This window comes from Streptomyces sp. NPDC001270 (assembly GCF_042896695.1).
Classification (GTDB): domain Bacteria; phylum Actinomycetota; class Actinomycetes; order Streptomycetales; family Streptomycetaceae; genus Streptomyces.
Map to the genome: position 1 here is coordinate 196,890 of NZ_JBIAXM010000012.1, position 16,215 is coordinate 213,104.

12 protein-coding genes and 1 pseudogene are annotated in these 16,215 nt (G+C 73.2%); 9 read left to right on the plus strand and 4 right to left on the minus strand.

The genetic code is table 11. The features are described from left to right. Window positions 1-61 precede the first annotated feature (61 nt). The 5 genes from pdhA to ACFY2B_RS21920 all read left to right on the plus strand — a co-directional run bounded on the left by pdhA (window position 62) and on the right by ACFY2B_RS21920 (window position 6,087). Window positions 62-1,210, plus strand: a complete 1,149-nt coding sequence (gene pdhA / locus ACFY2B_RS21900) for a pyruvate dehydrogenase (acetyl-transferring) E1 component subunit alpha (protein ID WP_390764745.1) — start codon at window positions 62-64, stop codon at window positions 1,208-1,210. After that, window positions 1,207-2,211 carry an alpha-ketoacid dehydrogenase subunit beta gene (locus tag ACFY2B_RS21905; RefSeq protein WP_390764746.1) on the plus strand — a complete coding sequence of 335 codons (1,005 nt, stop codon included), beginning with the start codon at window positions 1,207-1,209 and terminating at the stop codon, window positions 2,209-2,211. Before pdhA ends, ACFY2B_RS21905 begins: the two co-directional genes overlap by 4 nt. After that, window positions 2,211-3,635, plus strand: coding sequence for a dihydrolipoamide acetyltransferase family protein (locus ACFY2B_RS21910; protein ID WP_390764747.1), 1,425 nt, complete (start codon window positions 2,211-2,213; stop codon window positions 3,633-3,635). The genes ACFY2B_RS21905 and ACFY2B_RS21910 overlap by 1 nt, the downstream gene beginning before the upstream one ends. A 119-nt stretch (window positions 3,636-3,754) precedes the next feature. After that, window positions 3,755-4,720, plus strand: a complete 966-nt coding sequence (locus tag ACFY2B_RS21915) for an NTP transferase domain-containing protein (RefSeq protein ID WP_390764748.1) — start codon at window positions 3,755-3,757, stop codon at window positions 4,718-4,720. Next, on the plus strand, window positions 4,717-6,087 hold the full coding sequence (locus ACFY2B_RS21920; protein ID WP_390764749.1) for a molybdopterin molybdotransferase MoeA: 1,371 nt from the start codon (window positions 4,717-4,719) through the stop codon (window positions 6,085-6,087). The genes ACFY2B_RS21915 and ACFY2B_RS21920 overlap by 4 nt, the downstream gene beginning before the upstream one ends. A 106-nt stretch (window positions 6,088-6,193) precedes the next feature. On the opposite strand, the gene ACFY2B_RS21925 is transcribed toward ACFY2B_RS21920, so the two are convergent. Then, window positions 6,194-7,285 (minus strand): potassium channel family protein, encoded by a 1,092-nt coding sequence (locus tag ACFY2B_RS21925; protein ID WP_390764750.1) that lies wholly within the window; start codon window positions 7,283-7,285, stop codon window positions 6,194-6,196. Window positions 7,286-7,722: 437 nt separating this feature from the next. Here ACFY2B_RS21925 and ACFY2B_RS21930 point away from each other — a divergent pair. Together ACFY2B_RS21930 and ACFY2B_RS21935 are read left to right on the plus strand one after the other, a co-directional pair. Next, a pseudogene (locus ACFY2B_RS21930) lies at window positions 7,723-8,415 on the plus strand (potassium channel family protein); the annotation flags it as partial. Window positions 8,416-8,575: 160 nt separating this feature from the next. Beyond that, window positions 8,576-9,559, plus strand: coding sequence for an NAD(P)H-quinone oxidoreductase (locus ACFY2B_RS21935; protein ID WP_390764751.1), 984 nt, complete (start codon window positions 8,576-8,578; stop codon window positions 9,557-9,559). A 369-nt stretch (window positions 9,560-9,928) separates the two neighbouring features. Here the strand turns inward: ACFY2B_RS21935 and ACFY2B_RS21940 are convergent, their stop codons facing one another. After that, on the minus strand, window positions 9,929-10,564 hold the full coding sequence (locus tag ACFY2B_RS21940; RefSeq protein WP_390764752.1) for a hypothetical protein: 636 nt from the start codon (window positions 10,562-10,564) through the stop codon (window positions 9,929-9,931). Between the two features lie 132 nt (window positions 10,565-10,696). Here ACFY2B_RS21940 and ACFY2B_RS21945 point away from each other — a divergent pair, with 132 nt between their 5' ends. Next, on the plus strand, window positions 10,697-11,239 hold the full coding sequence (locus ACFY2B_RS21945; protein WP_376525470.1) for a bacterial proteasome activator family protein: 543 nt from the start codon (window positions 10,697-10,699) through the stop codon (window positions 11,237-11,239). 93 nt (window positions 11,240-11,332) lie between these two features. On the opposite strand, the gene ACFY2B_RS21950 is transcribed toward ACFY2B_RS21945, so the two are convergent. Continuing rightward, window positions 11,333-12,979: a protein kinase gene (locus tag ACFY2B_RS21950; RefSeq protein WP_390764753.1), complete on the minus strand. Its 1,647-nt coding sequence runs from the start codon at window positions 12,977-12,979 to the stop codon at window positions 11,333-11,335. Between the two features lie 329 nt (window positions 12,980-13,308). On the opposite strand from ACFY2B_RS21950, the gene ACFY2B_RS21955 reads away from it, so the two are divergent. Then, window positions 13,309-14,889: a protein kinase gene (locus ACFY2B_RS21955; RefSeq protein ID WP_390764754.1), complete on the plus strand. Its 1,581-nt coding sequence runs from the start codon at window positions 13,309-13,311 to the stop codon at window positions 14,887-14,889. Between the two features lie 185 nt (window positions 14,890-15,074). On the opposite strand, the gene ACFY2B_RS21960 is transcribed toward ACFY2B_RS21955, so the two are convergent. Further along, the gene (locus tag ACFY2B_RS21960) at window positions 15,075-16,091 is read right to left on the minus strand and encodes a phosphotransferase (protein ID WP_390764755.1); all 1,017 of its coding nucleotides are present in this window, start codon (window positions 16,089-16,091) and stop codon (window positions 15,075-15,077) included. Between the last annotated feature and the right edge of the window lie 124 nt (window positions 16,092-16,215).

Sequence of the window (16,215 nt, forward strand, 5' to 3'; positions counted from 1 at the left end):
TAGGTGAGGCGGGTCACCGACGACACGCCTCCCGTAGCCGCTCCCACGAGGAGGTGCCGTCATGACGGTGATGGAGCAGCGGGGCGCGTACCGGCCCTCGCCGCCGCCCGCCTGGCAGCCCCGTCTGGACCCCGCACCGCTGCTGCCCGACGCCGAGCCCCACCGCGTCCTCAGTACCGAGGCGGCCGCCCGGACCGATCCCGAACTGCTCCTTCGGCTGTACGCCCTGCTGGTGCGCGGCCGCCGCTACAACACCCAGGCCACCGCCCTCACCAAGCAGGGCCGACTCGCCGTCTACCCCTCCAGCACCGGCCAGGAGGCATGCGAGGTCGCCGCCGCGCTGGTCCTGGAGGACCGCGACTGGCTCTTCCCCAGCTACCGCGACACCCTCGCCGTCGTCGCCCGCGGTGTCGACCCCGTCGAGGCCCTCACCCTGCTGCGCGGCGACTGGCACACCGGCTACGACCCCTACGCGCACCGTGTGGCCCCGCTGAGCACCCCGCTCGCCACCCAGCTGCCGCACGCGGTCGGCCTCGCTCACGCCGCCCGCCTCAAGGGCGACGACGTGGTCGCGCTCGCCATGGTCGGCGACGGCGGCACCAGCGAGGGCGACTTCCACGAGGCGCTGAACTTCGCCGCCGTCTGGCAGGCGCCGGTCGTCTTCCTGGTCCAGAACAACGGCTTCGCGATCTCCGTCCCGCTCGCCAAGCAGACCGCCGCGCCCTCCCTGGCCCACAAGGCCGTCGGGTACGGCATGCCGGGCCGGCTGGTCGACGGCAACGACGCCGCCGCCGTGCATCAGGTCCTCGCCGACGCCGTACGGCACGCGCGTGAGGGCGGCGGCCCGACGCTCGTCGAGGCGGTCACCTACCGCATCGACGCCCACACCAACGCCGACGACGCGACCCGCTACCGCGGCGACGCCGACGTCGAGGCATGGCGCGACCACGACCCGGTCCTGCTCCTTGAGCGGGAGCTGACCGGCCGCGGGCTGCTCGACGAGGACGCTGTCACGGCCGCCCGCGAGGACGCCGAGGCGATGGCCGCCGACCTGCGCGAACGCATGAACCAGGACCCCACGCTCGACCCCATGGACCTGTTCGCCCACGTCCACGCGACGCCCACCCCGCAACTGCGCGAGCAGCAGGCCCTCCTGCGGGCCGAACTGGACGCCGAGGCGGGCGCCGGGCCGGAAGGCGGTGACCGATGACCACCGTCGCGGTCAAACCCGCCACCATGGCGCAGGCCCTCACGCGCGCGTTGCGCGACGCGATGGCCGCCGACCCCGCGGTGCACGTCATGGGCGAGGACGTCGGCACGCTCGGCGGAGTCTTCCGGGTCACCGACGGGCTCGCCCGGGAGTTCGGCGACGAGCGCTGCACGGACACCCCGCTGGCCGAGGCCGGCATCCTCGGCGCGGCCGTCGGCATGGCGATGTACGGGCTGCGTCCGGTCGTGGAGATGCAGTTCGACGCCTTCGCCTACCCGGCGTTCGAACAGCTCGTCAGTCATGTGGCCCGGATGCGCAACCGCACCCGCGGGGCGATGCCCCTGCCGATCACCGTCCGCATCCCCTACGGCGGCGGCATCGGCGGGGTCGAGCACCACAGCGACTCCTCCGAGGCGTACTACATGGCGACTCCGGGGCTCCATGTCGTCACGCCCGCCACCGTCGCCGACGCCTACGGGCTGCTGCGCGCCGCCATCGCCTCCGACGACCCGGTCGTCTTCCTCGAACCCAAGCGGCTGTACTGGGCCAAGGACACCTGGAACCCGGAGCGGCCCACGGCCGTCGAACCACTGGGCCGCGCGGTGGTGCGCCGCCCCGGCCGCACCGCCACGCTGATCACGTACGGGCCGTCCGTGCCGGTCTGCCTGGAGGCCGCGGAGGCGGCGCGGGCGGAGGGCTGGGACCTCGAAGTCGTCGACCTGCGCTCGCTGGTGCCGTTCGACGACGAGACGGTCTGCGCCTCGGTCCGGCGGACCGGGCGCGCGGTCGTGGTGCACGAGTCGGGCGGGTACGGCGGGCCGGGCGGGGAGATCGCGGCGCGGGTCACCGAGCGCTGCTTCCACCATCTGGAGGCGCCGGTGCTGCGCGTGGCCGGGTTCGACATCCCCTACCCGCCGCCGATGCTGGAGCGGTACCACCTGCCCGGTGTCGACCGGATCCTGGACGCCGTGGCACGGCTGCAATGGGAGGCCGAAGGCTGATGGCACAGGTGTTGGAGTTCAAGCTCCCCGACCTCGGGGAGGGGCTGACCGAGGCGGAGGTCGTCCGCTGGCTGGTCGAGGTCGGTGACGTGGTCGTCGTCGACCAGCCGGTCGTCGAGGTCGAGACGGCCAAGGCGATGGTCGAGGTGCCGTGCCCGTACGGCGGTGTGGTCACGGCCCGCTTCGGCGAGGAGGGTGCCGAACTGCCCGTGGGGGCGCCGTTGCTGATGGTCGCGGTGGGGCCGGACTCCGCCGACGCTCCGGGCGGCGAGCCGGAGGGCTCGGGAAACGTCCTGGTCGGCTACGGCACGGGGGCGCCTCCGGCACGGCGGCGCAGGGTACGGTCGGCGCTCGGCGGGACGGCGGCGCCCGGTGCGGCGGCGCCCACGACGGCCGCCGGTACCGGTGCGGTGGCCACGGCACCCGCGCGCGGTGCCGTACGGCCCGCCGAGGGCCCCGTACCCGTGATCTCCCCCCTGGTCCGCCGGCTCGCCCGGGACAACGGGGTGGATCTGCGGCGGCTGACCGGCTCCGGTCCCGACGGGCTGATCCTGCGGGCGGACGTCGAGCAGGCGCTCCGCGCCGCCGCGACGGGCGGCGCGCCCACCGCGGGTGTGACGACCGGCCTGCCCACCGCGGCCCCGGCCGCCGCAGCCGCCCCGGCATCGGCCGCGCCGGACGCCCTCGCTCCGGTCGCCCCGGGGGCGACCGGGCCTGCCCCGGCGACGGCCGCCGCGGCCACCCGCATCCCTCTCAAGGGCATGCGCGGAGCCGTCGCCGACAAGCTGGCCCGCAGTCGCCGGGAGATCCCGGACGCGACCTGCTGGGTGGACGCGGACGCGACCGAACTCCTCGGCGCGCGGGCGGCGATGAACGCGGCGGGTGGGCCGAAGATCTCCCTCCTCGCGCTCCTCGCCCGGATCTGCACCGCCGCCCTGGCCCGGTTCCCCGAGCTGAACTCCACCGTCGACGCCGAGGCCCGGGAGATCGTCCGGCTCGACCGCGTCCACCTGGGATTCGCCGCACAGACCGAGCGCGGCCTGGTCGTGCCCGTCGTACGCGACGCGCACGCGCGGGACGCCGAAGGACTGACGGCGGAATTCGCCCGGCTGACCGAGGCCGCCCGTTCCGGCACGCTGACCCCCGGAGAGCTGACCGGCGGCACCTTCACGCTGAACAACTACGGAGTGTTCGGCGTCGACGGCTCCACACCGATCATCAACCACCCCGAGGCGGCCATGCTGGGCGTAGGCCGCATCGCCGCCAAGCCCTGGGTGCACGAGGGCGAGCTGGCCGTGCGGCAGGTCGTCCAGCTCTCGTTCACCTTCGACCACCGGGTCTGCGACGGCGGCACCGCGGGCGGCTTCCTGCGGTACGTCGCGGACTGCGTGGAACAGCCGGCGGTGCTGCTGCGGACGCTGTGATCATGCGGTGATCCAGGCAGCACCCCCGGCCGTCCCCGCGCAAGCCACCAGGCGCTCCCCGCGGATCACGTCCGCCCGGATCGGTTCCCTGTGATCAGCGCGGCACGCATACTCGGGGGGTGACCGACAACGCCCCCGCCGCCGGGACGACAGTGCCGTACGACGCCGTCGTCCTGGCGGGCGGTGCCGCCCGGCGGCTCGGCGGGGTCGACAAACCCGGCCTGCGGGTCGGCGGGCGGCCCCTGCTCGACCGGGTGCTGGCCGCTTGCGCCACGGCCCGCACGACCGTCGTCGTGGCCGATCCCCGCCCCACCGCGCGCCCCGTGCGCTGGGTGCGCGAGGAACCCCCGGGCGCCGGACCGGTCGCCGCGCTCGACGCCGGGCTGCGGCACACCGAAGCGGAGTACGCGGTCGTCCTCTCCGCCGACCTGCCGTTCCTCGCAGCGGCCACGGTGGGCGGGCTGCTGAAAGCACTCGTGTCCTGCGGCACCGAGGGGGCGCTGGTCACCGACGCGGACGGCCGCGACCAGCCGCTCGTGGCCGCCTACCGCACGAGCGCGCTGCGCCGCGGACTCGCGGCGCTCGCCGACGCGCACGGCAGCCTCACCGGGCTGCCGCTGCGCAGGCTCATCGGCGCGCTCGACCTCACCCGAGTCCCGGAACCGCTCGCGTCCTTCGACTGCGACACCTGGGACGACATCGCCACCGCCAGGGCACGGATCAGGGAGCATGGGCACGTGTTGGATGAATGGATTTCCGCAGTCAAGGACGAGCTGGGCATCGACCTGGACGTCGACACCGGCGTACTGCTCGACCTGGCCCGTGACGCCGCCCACGGCGTGGCCCGCCCCGCCGCCCCGCTGACCACCTTCCTCGTCGGCTACGCCGCCGCCCAGGGCAAGGGCGGCCCCGAGGCGGTCGCCGACGCCGCCCGCAAGGCCGCCGCGCTGGCGCTGCGCTGGGAGGAAGAGGCCGAGCAGTCGGAGGCCGCGCGGGCAGCCGAACCGGCGGAACGGAACGACGCCGCGCGGGCCGAGGCACCGCGCCCCGCCGACCAGCCCGATCCGGGCTCGCACACCGGATGACCGCCCGCGGCATCCGGGCCGACGGGCCCGCCGAGGACACCGACGACCTCGACGTCGAGGAGGCGCTCGCCCTCGTGAGGGAACACAGGCAACCCAGCAGACCCGGTGACGGCCATGGCTCCGCCTCCGCAGGCCAGGTGCCCGTACCCGCCCCGACGCACGAGCACCGGGCCACCCCCTGGCTGCGGGCCCGGGAGATCGCCGCGCGCGCCGCCCGGTCCGGCACCCGCCGCACCCCTGTCCCGGTGCCGCTCGCCGGTGCCCTCGGCCTGGTGCTCGCCGCCCCGCTCGACGCGCTCAGCGACCTCCCCTCCTTCGACACGTCTGCGATGGACGGCTGGGCGGTCGCCGGGCCCGGCCCCTGGTCCGTCCGGGACGAGGGCGTTCTGGCCGGCCAGGCACAGCCCGAACCGCTGACCGACGGCGAAGCGGTGCGCATCGCCACCGGCGCCCGCGTCCCGGCGGACACGACCGCGGTCCTGCGCTCCGAACACGGCCGCACCGACCCCAAGGGGCGCCTGTACGCCGGCCGCGAGGTGGGCCACGGCCAGGACATCCGCCCGCGCGGCCAGGAATGCCGTACCGGAGACCAGCTGCTGCCCGTCGGCACCCTGATCACCCCCGCGGTCCTGGGCCTCGCGGCCGCCGCCGGATACGACACCGTCACCGTTGTCCCCCGCCCGCGGGCCGAGGTGTTCGTCCTGGGCGACGAACTGCTCACCAAAGGACTGCCGCACGACGGTCTGATCCGTGACGCGCTCGGTCCGATGGTGCCGCCCTGGCTCCAGGCCCTCGGCGCCGAGGTGATCGCCGTGCGGCGGCTGGGGGACGACGCCCAGGCACTCCGGAAGGCCATCGCCCTCTCCGACGCGGACCTCGTGGTCACCACCGGCGGCACCGCGGCCGGCCCGGTCGACCATGTCCACCCCACCCTGGCCCGCATCGGCGCCGAACTCCTCGTCGACGGGGTCAAAGTGCGCCCCGGCCACCCCATGCTGCTGGCCCGCACCAAGGAGAACCAACACCTCGTCGGTCTCCCCGGAAACCCTCTTGCGGCTGTCTCGGGCCTGCTCACCCTGGCCGAGCCCCTGGTGCGCACCCTGGCCGTCCACCCCGCTCCCGAGCCGTATGCGCTGCCCTTGTGGGAGGCGGTGCACGGGCATCCGTACGACACCCGGCTGGTCCCCGTCGTGGTGCGCGGCGACCGTGCCGTGCCGCTGCACTACAGCGGTCCGGCCATGCTGCGCGGTATCGCCGCCGCCGACGCGCTGGCGGTCGTGCCGCCGGGCGGGGCGGAACGGGGCCAGGAGACGGAACTGCTCGACCTGCCGTGGGCATCCGCGGGGATCGGGGTGTGTTTCACGTGAAACGTCCAGGCCGCGGCGTCATGGCCTGACGATCCTCGTCCGCGCCCCGTCAGCCCTCGTCCTTGCCCTACTCGTCCTCGCCCCGCTTGCCTTGGTCCTCACCCCGTCAGTAGCTCGGCACGGCACGCTGGATGGTGATCAGCCGGTCCCCGTGCTCAAGGGTCTCCAGCCTCGGATCGGCGTAGTCCAGCACCTCTTTGCCGCGCACGACGGCTACGACGAGATCGGCGCTCCGGCGTGGTGAGACTCCCACCTCCTCCGAGGTCACCGCTCGCTCGATCAGGTCCAGTCCGTTGCCGGAGGTCATGAGGTCTTCCAGGACGTCGGCGCTGTGCGGGCTGGACATGGCCACTCCGAGCAGCTTGCCGGCGGAACTGGAGCTGGTGATCACCGTGGTGGCGCCGCTCTGTTTGAGAAGGGGCACGTTCTCGTCCTCGCGGACGGCCACGACGATGGCCGCCCGTTTGTTGAGCTGCCGTGCCGTGAGGGTGACCAGGGCGGCGGTGTCGTCGCGCTGGGGAGTGATGATGACTTGGGCCGCCCTCTGCAACTCCGCCTTCAGCAGGGTGTCGGTACGGGTGGCGTCACCGTGCACGGAGAAGAGGCCGTCACTGCTGGCGGCGTCCACCGCCTTCTCCTGCGGGTCGACCACGACGATCTGGTCCTTCGGGGTTCCCTGCCCCAGCAGCGTCTCCACGGCGTGCCGGCCTTTGGTGCCGTAGCCGACAACGACGACATGGCCGCGGGTGCGTGCGCGCCACCGTTCGATCCGGACGTGCTGCCGGGTGCGCTCGGCGAGGACTTCGAGGGTCGTACCGATCAAAATGATCAGGAAGAGTACCCGCAGGGGCGTGATGACGAAGATGTTCGTGATGCGGGCGCCGTGGGTCACCGGGGTGATGTCGCCGTAGCCGGTGGTGGAAAGGGTGACGGTCGCGTAGTACGCGGCGTCGATGAAGTCGACGTTGCCGTCCGCGTTGTCCCGGTATCCCGCCTGGTCGAGCCAGACCACCAGTGTGGTGACGACGAGCACCAGCAGCGCCATCGCCAAGCGGCGGAGGACCTGTTGGAGGGGCGGCGCCGTGACGCCGGCCGGCGATCTGACGGATTGGTCTTCCTCGGCCCGTGACCAGTAGCGGAGGGACCGCAGGATCGGAAGGCGACCCCGGCCGGATCCTGGCTGCCTGGGAGAACTCATCCAGTGCTTCCTCTGCGGTCGACGTCGCGGATCTAGAGGACCATGTTCCGTGCGGGAGCGGAAAAAAACATACTCGTCCGCCCCGGCCGAACCGTCGACCGTTGTCCACATGACGGGGGTGACCCTGTCACATGGGGGCAGCCGTGGGCAGACATGAGCCGGTTGCGGGTTGCGGGTTGCGGGTTGGCGGTTGCAGGTTGCCGGCCGTCGGCCGGGGTCGTCGGGCCATCGGCGGGAACAGGGGCCTGGTGTCTGTGGCGGCGGTAGCGTCGCCCGCAGCGGCAGCGCGGCTCTCGTCGACTCGAAGGGCGGGCGAACCGGTCCGATCCGGTCCGGTCGGTCCGGTCGGTCCCTCCCCGACATCTCGACGGACGTGCTGCACGAGGCCGTTGTCCATGTCCTCGGGGCAGTTTGCCCTCGGGGCATTTTCGGGAAAGCGCTGGAGGGCCACCTTGCGGGAGCACACCGTCGTCATCGGTTTTGGCACGAAGGGGCGGTCGGCGATTCGGACCGTCTGCGCGACCGGTCTGAACAAGGACCAGGTCGTCGTGGTCGATCCCAGCTCCAAGGCGGTCGAGGCGGCGACCGCCGAGGGATACGCGGGCGTCGCCGGCGACGGCACGCGCAGCGAGGTGCTGAAGCGGGCCGAGGTGCACAAGGCCCGGCAGATCATCGTCGCCCCGCAGCGTGACGACACGTCCGTCCTCGTCACGCTGACGGCCCGGCAGCTCAACCCAGGCGCCAAGATCGTGGCCGCGGTGCGCGAGGAGGAGAACGCGCCGCTGCTCAAGCAGTCGGGCGCCGACGCCGTCATCACCAGCGCCAGCGCGGCCGGCCGTCTGCTCGGCCTGTCCGTGCTCAGTCCCGCCGCGGGCATGGTCATGGAGGACCTCATCCAGCAGGGCATCGGGCTCGACATCGTCGAACGCCCGGTGGTCAAGGCCGAGGTCGGCAAGAGCCCGCGGCAGACGGACGACCTGGTGGTGAGCGTCGTACGCGGGCACCGGGTGCTCGGCTACGACGATCCGTCCGTCGGAGCCCTCCAGCTGACCGACCGTCTGATCACGATCGTCCGAGCGTCGCCGACGGCACGGGTCACGCCCGGCATCCACCACCTGCCCCGGGCCTGAGCCCGGGGCTCCGGGTCCAGGACCGGTCTCGGTCGGTCGGACGGGCGGACGGCCGGTCCCGGCTCGATCGCGAGGCCGGCTCATCGCCGTACACGGCGGATTTTTTCCGTGCCCCTGTTGTCCGGGACCTCGCCCAGGGCGGAGGAGTAGCGTCCGGGGCATGCATGCGATCACGATTCCCGAACCTGGTGGCCCCGAAGCGCTGGTGTGGAGCGAGGTGCCCGATCCGGCACCGCCCGGCGAAGGCGAAGTGCTGGTCGACGTGGTGGCGGGGGCCGTCAACCGCGCCGATGTCCTCCAGCGGCAGGGCTTCTACAACCCGCCGCCCGGGGCCTCCCCCTACCCCGGTCTGGAGTGCTCCGGCCGGATCGCGGCGATCGGGCCCGGCGTCACCGGCTGGGCCGTCGGCGACGAGGTGTGCGCGCTGCTGGCGGGCGGCGGCTACGCGGAACGGGTCGTCGTCCCGGTGGGGCAGCTGCTGCCGGTCCCCGAGGGCGTCGACCTCAAGCAGGCCGCCGCGCTGCCCGAGGTGGTCTGCACGGTCTGGTCCAACGTCTTCATGATCGCCCAGCTGCGGCCGGGCGAGGTGCTGCTCGTGCACGGCGGGTCCAGCGGCATCGGCACGATGGCGATCCAGCTGGCCAAGTCGGTGGGCGCCAAGGTCGCCGTCACCGCGGGCAGCAAGGAGAAGCTGGAACGGTGCGCCGAACTGGGCGCGGACATCCTGATCAACTACCGCGAGCAGGACTTCGTGGCCGAGCTGGAGCGGGCCACGGACGGCGCGGGCGCGGACGTCATCCTCGACAACATGGGTGCCAAGTACCTGGAGCGCAATGTGCGGGCGCTCGCCGTCAACGGGCGGCTCGCCGTGATCGGCCTGCAAGGCGGCAGCAAGGGCGAGCTGAACCTGGGCGCGCTGCTGGCCAAGCGGGCGGCGGTCAGCGCGACCTCGCTGCGGGCCCGCCCGCTCGCCGAGAAGGCGGCCATCGTGGCGGCCGTACGCGAGCATGTGTGGCCGTTGTTCGCCTCGGGCCAGGTCCGCCCGGTCGTCGACCGCGAACTGCCGATGTCGCAGGCCGCCGAGGCCCACCGGGTACTGGAGGCCAGCGGCCACATCGGCAAGGTGCTGCTGGTCACGCCGTAACCCGGCCGCCGGGCCCTCGCCGTACGCGGCGGGCACCGTTCGACCGATTGCGGGAGCGCCGTGGCCGGGCGTGCCCACCGGGTCTCACCCACCGGGTTTTGCCCGCCGGGTCGCGCCCACCGGGTCTTGCCCACAGGTCATGCCGGCCAGGGGCACGTCCGAAGCCGGCCGCGACGCTCCCGGCCGGCAGGTGCAGCACGCCCGGAGCCGGCAGCGGCTACGCACCCGACCTCCCAGCCGCGCCACACCGCCCCCCCTCAACCTCAACGCCGTACCCGACCTCTCAGCCGCGCCACCCCGACCCCTCAACCAGGCCGCACCCGCCGCACCCGACCCCTCAACCAGGTCGCACCCGCCGTACCCGCCCCCTCAGCCGCGCCGCACCCGTAGCCCCAGGAAGGCGAGGCCGAGGCCCAGGCCGATGAGGACCAGTCCGCTGCCCAGGGGCAGCAGCCGCATGGCGGGCCCGGTGGCGGTCTCCTGGTCGTCGCGGTCGAGGTCCGGGTTCGCGGCGTCGGCCGACGGGGTCGCGGACGGGAGCTGAGCGGCTGCCTGGGGCGACTCGGAACCGGTGGGGTCCGCGAGACCGTCGCCGTCGTCGTCCTCGTTCGGAGTCCGCGGGCCGGTCCGCCGCGGCGAGGTGTCGTCGTCCTCCTCGCCCTCGCCTTCCCCGATCTCCTCGTCGGTGCCGTCCGCGTCGTTCGTGCGGTCCGTGTCCTCCTTGCCCTCGGTACGGTCCGCGTCTTCCTTGCCCTCGGTGCGGGCCGCGGGCCCGTCCGGGTGAGCCGGCTGTGGCCGCGCCCCGCCCGGACGGCTCCCGGCCGGGGACGGCGCGGCGGAGGACGAGGGGGCCGCGGAGTCCGACGGCGCGGCTTCGGGTTCGTACGCGGTGGCCGTGCCGCACGGCACCAGGACCGCCGCAAGCACCAGCAGTAGTCGCGCGAGACGGAGCGTGAAACGCAGCCATGGAGCCACGTCGGTGACCTCCCGGAACCCAGTCGCCAAGATCAACACAGTCAAGCCTCACATGTGCCGTCATTCCCGGCATTCCGTACTCCGCCGACAGGTCTAACGGGCGGATCAGGCAGATCAGGGGGCACAGGGCCGTGTGCTGCGGGCGTGCGAGAGAATGGCGGTATGGAGATGCCGAGGAACGAAAGGTCGCCCGAGAACCCCCAGATCCTGGTCGTGGGCCAGGACGGCATGGCGCTCGGTGGCGGCGGAGACGACGACTCGCGCGAGATCCCGGTGACGGAGCAGGTCGAGCAGCCCGCCAAGGTCATGCGGATCGGGAGCATGATCAAGCAGCTGCTTGAGGAGGTGCGCGTCGCTCCCCTGGACGAGGCGAGCCGTGCCCGGCTCAAGGAGATCCACCGCAGCTCGGTGAAGGAGCTGGAGGACGGTCTCGCCCCGGAGCTGGTCGAGGAGCTGGAGCGGCTCTCCCTCCCCTTCACCGACGGGGCGACGCCCAGCGACGCCGAACTGCGCATCGCGCAGGCCCAGCTGGTGGGCTGGCTCGAAGGTCTGTTCCACGGGATCCAGACGACGCTGTTCGCCCAGCAGATGGCCGCTCGCGCCCAGCTGGAGCAGATGCGCCGGGCGCTGCCGCCGGGCGTGGGCGGCCACGACGGCGCCGAGGACAAGCAGCCGGGCGGCCGGGCGGGCGGACCGTACCTGTAGACCACCGCTCCGCGAAGGGCCCGGCGGCACGTCGCCGGGCCCTCGGCCTGTACCGGCTCGTACGGGCCCGCACGTTCTGCTGGGCCGCGGGCCTCAGCCGGTCGCCGGATCGCCCGTGGAGATCTTGAGCTGGATCGTGGGCATGTCCCCGGGGTCGACGTCCGTGCCGGCGGCGGGGAACTGGTCCATGACCGTGCCCTCGCCGTAGGTGTTCTCGTCGACCTCGATCTCCTGCATCTTCCAGCCCGCGCTCTGGAAGCAGGCTTTCACCGACTTGACGTACTTGAACTTGAAGCTGGGCACCTGGATCTTGTCCGGGTCCGCGTAGGACTCCCGCGGTTCCGAGCACTCGGTCGCGTCGATCGTCTTCGACGGGTCCGGGCCGCGGTGGCCCACCGCCTGCGACGCGGAGACCGAGGCACCGGTACCGCGGCCCTTGGCAGCGGCGTCGTCACCGCTTCCGTTGTTCAGTATCAGCGCGACGACCAGGGCGACGACCGCGACGAGGGACACCGCGATCGAGCCGATGACCACCCGTCTGTTCCCCTTGCCGCCGTCCGGACCCGGTGACGGGTGCGCGGACGGGGGCGCCAGGTCGTACGGCGGCGGGGTCGGATACGCCTGCCGGCCGTACCCGGGCGGAGTGGGCGCCTGGTAGCCGCCCTGCTGCGGGTGGCCGTACGCCGGGGAGGGGGCCGGGGCGCCGCCGTACGGGTTCGGTGCCGGGGCCGGCTGATAGGGCGTCGGCACCGGGCCGGCGGGCGCCGGGCCCGTCCGGTCGACCGGCGGGAACACCGCGGAGCCGACACCGGCGCCGCTCTGCGGCGGGGTCCCCGGGACGATGCTCGGCGGGGCCGCCTGGCCGGCCGCGGCGACCCGCAGGCACTCGTCGCGCATGGACTCGGCGGTCGGGAAGCGTTCGTTGGGGTTCTTCCTCAGCGCGCGGGAGACCAGCGCGTCCACCGCGGGCGGCAGCGCGCGGTTGACCGCGGAGGGGACGGGCGGTTCCTCCTGCACGTGCGCGTAGGCGATCGCGAGCGGCGAGTCCGCGTCGAACGGCAGTCGCCCGGTGACCAGTTGGAACAGCATGATGCCGACCGAGTACAGGTCGGAGCGGGCGTCCACGGCGCGGCCCAGCGCCTGCTCGGGGGAGAGGTACTGCGGGGTGCCGACGACCATGCCGGTCTGCGTCATGGAGGTGACACCGGACTGCATGGCACGGGCGATCCCGAAGTCCATCACCTTGACGACGCCGCGCTTGGTCATCATCACGTTGCCGGGCTTGATGTCGCGGTGGACCAGTCCCATCTCGTGGCTGATCTCCAGCGCCGCCAGCACGTCCGCGGTGACCTTCAGCGCCTTGTCGGTGGGCATCGCGCCCTGCCGCCGTACGTCCTCCTCCAGCACCGATCCCAGCGGGCGGCCCTCGACGTACTCCATGACGATGTACGGCGTGGTCACGCCGTCCACGTCGTCCTCGCCGGTGTCGAAGACGGAGACGACGTTGGTGTGCGTGAGCTTCGCCACGGCCTGTGCCTCGCGGCGGAAGCGCTCGCGGAACGCCGGTTCCCGGCCCAGCTCGGTGTGCAGCGTCTTGATCGCGACCTGGCGGTCCAGCACGGTGTCGTACGCGAGGTGCACGGAGGCCATGCCGCCCTGGCCGAGCAAGTCGCGCAGCTGGTAGCGGCCGCCGGCCAGGGCCCGCCCCGCATACCGGCCCCGCGGGCCGTCCTGGCTCATCTTTCCGCGTCCCCCACCGCGCCGTCGGGCGCCCCGTTGATCGAATGTGCCATGCGCGGCCAAGTCTGCCGAAGGGCACTGACACGTCAAGGTCGGTGCCCGTTCCGTGACCGTACGCGAAAGAAGCGTCGCGGAAGCGTTACCGCAGTTGTACGACCGGCGCACGGAATTTGCACGACGGTATGGTCAACCGGTTTCATGGCCGGTCCGTCCTCGGGCCGGTCGGGGCAGCGGTCCGGGGCCGGAGGCTTGCGCGGAGGCTGTAGCGTGGCCGACGGAGACCGTGACAACACCGCGCGCACCGCGGGCAGAAACGACGGCGAGGACCGATGGCACAGACGCACAGCGCCCAGGGCCCGTCCGACCCCGAGGCGACTGGCGGCGGCATGTCAGACGCGCCGGAGATGTGGGGCAACGGAGGGCTCGTCGGCGATGGCCGGTACCGGTTGACCCACAGACTCGGGCGGGGCGGCATGGCCGAGGTGTTCGCCGCCGAGGACGTGCGCCTCGGGCGCACCGTCGCGGTCAAGCTGCTCCGCTCCGACCTGGCCGAGGACCCGGTCTCCAAGGCCCGTTTCACGCGCGAGGCGCAGTCGGTGGCCGGGCTCAACCACCATGCGATCGTCGCCGTGTACGACTCCGGCGAGGACGCCGTGGGCGGCCAGTCCGTGCCGTACATCGTGATGGAGCTGGTCGAGGGCCGCACCATCCGCGACCTGCTGATCAGCGCCGAGGCGCCCGGTCCCGAGCAGGCCCTGATCATTGTCTCCGGGGTCCTGGAGGCGCTGGCCTACTCGCACCAGCACGGCATCGTGCACCGCGACATCAAACCGGCCAACGTCATCATCACCGACAACGGCGCCGTCAAGGTGATGGACTTCGGCATCGCCCGCGCCCTGCACGGCGCGTCGACGACGATGACGCAGACCGGCATGGTCATGGGCACCCCGCAGTACCTGTCGCCGGAGCAGGCGCTCGGCAAGGCGGTCGACCATCGCTCCGACCTGTACGCGACTGGCTGCCTGCTGTACGAACTCCTCGCGCTGCGGCCCCCGTTCATCGGCGAGACCCCGCTCTCGGTGGTCTACCAGCACGTCCAGGACCTGCCGACGCCCCCGTCACAGATCACCGCCGGCTCGCCGCCGGAGCTGGACGGCCTGGTGGTGCGCTCGCTGGCCAAGGAGCCGGACGACCGTTTCCAGACGGCCGAGGAGATGCGCGGACTGATTCAGTACGGCCTGCAGATGCTGTACGAGCAGGGCAGCCACACGGGCACCTGGAACACCGGCCCGGTGGAGCTGCACGAGGGCCGGCACACCCCGCCGGGCGGCTTCGCGGGCACGACCGCGATGCAGCACCCCGGCCAGTACGGCGCAGGCACCGCGCAGATCCCGCAGCCGATCCTGCCCTCCGGGTACGGAGACGGCGACGAGGGCGGTTTCGAGGGGCACGGCAACAAGGGCAGCGGCCGGGGCAAGCTGTGGATCCTGGCCGTGCTCGCGGTGATCGCCATCGCGGCGGGCGTGGCGCTGGCGATGAACCACTCCGGCGGCGGCGGCGGTCAGGGCGGTACGGACACCACGCAGTCGCCGACCACCTCGCCGACCACTGAGCACGAGTCGGCCAGCAAGGGGCCGAGCGAGGAGGCGACCGACCAGACGGGCGACGCTCCTACGAACGACTCGACCGACTCGGGCAGCGGTTCCGGCTACCCCCCGCCGTCCACACCGACGTTCAGCCCGTCCGAGAGCACGAGCAGCGAATCGAGCCCGCCGCCCACGAACCAGCAGACCAGCCAGCAGCCGACGAACCCGGGGACCCCGACGCAGCCGGAGCCGTCGGAGACGGCGACCGACCCGGGCGGCACGACGGAGGGGGACACCGCCGGCCTGCCGGGCGGGGGTCCCTGAAAGGCGAACGACCCGGGTGCCTCGCGTGCCGTCGCGTCCGCGTCGGCCGCGCCGTTCCGGGCGGCCTCCCCGCGCGCGTGAGAGCGGAACGACGCTCCACGCGCGCGTAGCGTCCGCCGGGTTCGCCGGGTTCGCCGGGCCAGTCGGGTTCGCGGCGTCCGTGTCCGCGCGGCGTCGGATTCCGCTCATGCCACGAAGGCGTCGCACACGGCGTCGTACTCCCGTGTCCACCACACCGCCAGTGCCGAGGCGGCCGGGAACTGGGGGTCGGCGCGGGTGTCGCCGCGCTCGTAGTGCCAGCGCAGCATCCAGAAGTCGTTGAGCCTCTCCCACCACACGCGGTGCACGGCCGCGGCGAGCTGCGAGGGCGTGGCCCCGGCCGCCCGCCGGTACGCGCGCGCGTACGCCCGCACCTTCGGCAGGTCCAGGGTGCCCGCGGGCCGGACGAAGAAGATCGCCGCGGCGCGGACGGCCTCCTCGGCGCGGGGCTGCACACCGAGCCGGTCCCAGTCGACGATCGCGGCGGGCGCGTCCCCCTTGTAGAGCAGGTTGAACGGATGGAAGTCACCGTGCACCCAGCCCACCGAGCCGCCGCGCGGCGGCCGCCGGTCGGCGTGCTGTTCGAGCAGCGCGCGCCGCTCCAGGAGGCGGTGCCTGGCCAGTTCGTCGAAGGCGTCGGACGGGCGGTGGCGGCGCACCTGGGCGAGCAGGTCGTCGATGAGGCTGAAGGTGGCGGCGGGGTCGGCGCTCTCCACCGGATGCGGGCTGGTGGCGGGCCGGGTGCCCGCCTTGGGCGGCATCACGCGCTCCAGGCAGGCGTGTACGGCGCCGAGGAGCGCCCCGAGCCGGGTGCACTGGCCGCGGGTGAGCTGGCCGCCGTGCCGGTGCCTGCCGTCGATCCAGGGGTGCAGGGCGTAGGCGTGGCCGCCGACCACGGCGACCGTGCGGCCCTCGCGGTGGGCGAGCGGCGGGGCGACCGGGACGCCGAGGTCGGCCAGGCGCTGGGTGGCCCGGTGCCGGCGCTCGATGGCGGCCGGGTCGGCGGTGTCGGGGTCGAAGTGGTGCTTGAGGAAGTAGCGGCCGCGGGTGGTGCGCAGGCGGTAGCCGCGGTTGAGGAGGCCCTGGTCGACGGGCTCGCAGGTGAGGGCCGAACCGGCGGAGTACAGGCGCAGCAGGGCGCCCAGCGGGGGCGCGTGGGGCACGAGGGGTGGTACACATGAGCGCGGCACGCGCCAGATGCTAGGGCACAAAAAGGGCCGGTGAGCTGGGCCTTGTCACACGCAGTCGCATTCGTTCACAGTACGTGCTCGAAGTGACGTTCTCCGT

What these genes read in the sequence shown, in the direction of transcription:
- pdhA (WP_390764745.1), top strand. Translation starts at nt 62, where the DNA reads ATGACGGTGATGGAGCAGCGGGGCGCGTACCGGCCCTCGCCGCCGCCC.
- ACFY2B_RS21905 (WP_390764746.1), top strand. Translation starts at nt 1,207, where the DNA reads ATGACCACCGTCGCGGTCAAACCCGCCACCATGGCGCAGGCCCTCACG.
- ACFY2B_RS21910 (WP_390764747.1), top strand. Translation starts at nt 2,211, where the DNA reads ATGGCACAGGTGTTGGAGTTCAAGCTCCCCGACCTCGGGGAGGGGCTG.
- ACFY2B_RS21920 (WP_390764749.1), top strand. Translation starts at nt 4,717, where the DNA reads ATGACCGCCCGCGGCATCCGGGCCGACGGGCCCGCCGAGGACACCGAC.
- ACFY2B_RS21925 (WP_390764750.1), bottom strand. Translation starts at nt 7,285, where the DNA reads ATGAGTTCTCCCAGGCAGCCAGGATCCGGCCGGGGTCGCCTTCCGATC.
- ACFY2B_RS21935 (WP_390764751.1), top strand. Translation starts at nt 8,576, where the DNA reads ATGCATGCGATCACGATTCCCGAACCTGGTGGCCCCGAAGCGCTGGTG.
- ACFY2B_RS21945 (WP_376525470.1), top strand. Translation starts at nt 10,697, where the DNA reads ATGGAGATGCCGAGGAACGAAAGGTCGCCCGAGAACCCCCAGATCCTG.
- ACFY2B_RS21950 (WP_390764753.1), bottom strand. Translation starts at nt 12,979, where the DNA reads ATGAGCCAGGACGGCCCGCGGGGCCGGTATGCGGGGCGGGCCCTGGCC.
- ACFY2B_RS21955 (WP_390764754.1), top strand. Translation starts at nt 13,309, where the DNA reads ATGGCACAGACGCACAGCGCCCAGGGCCCGTCCGACCCCGAGGCGACT.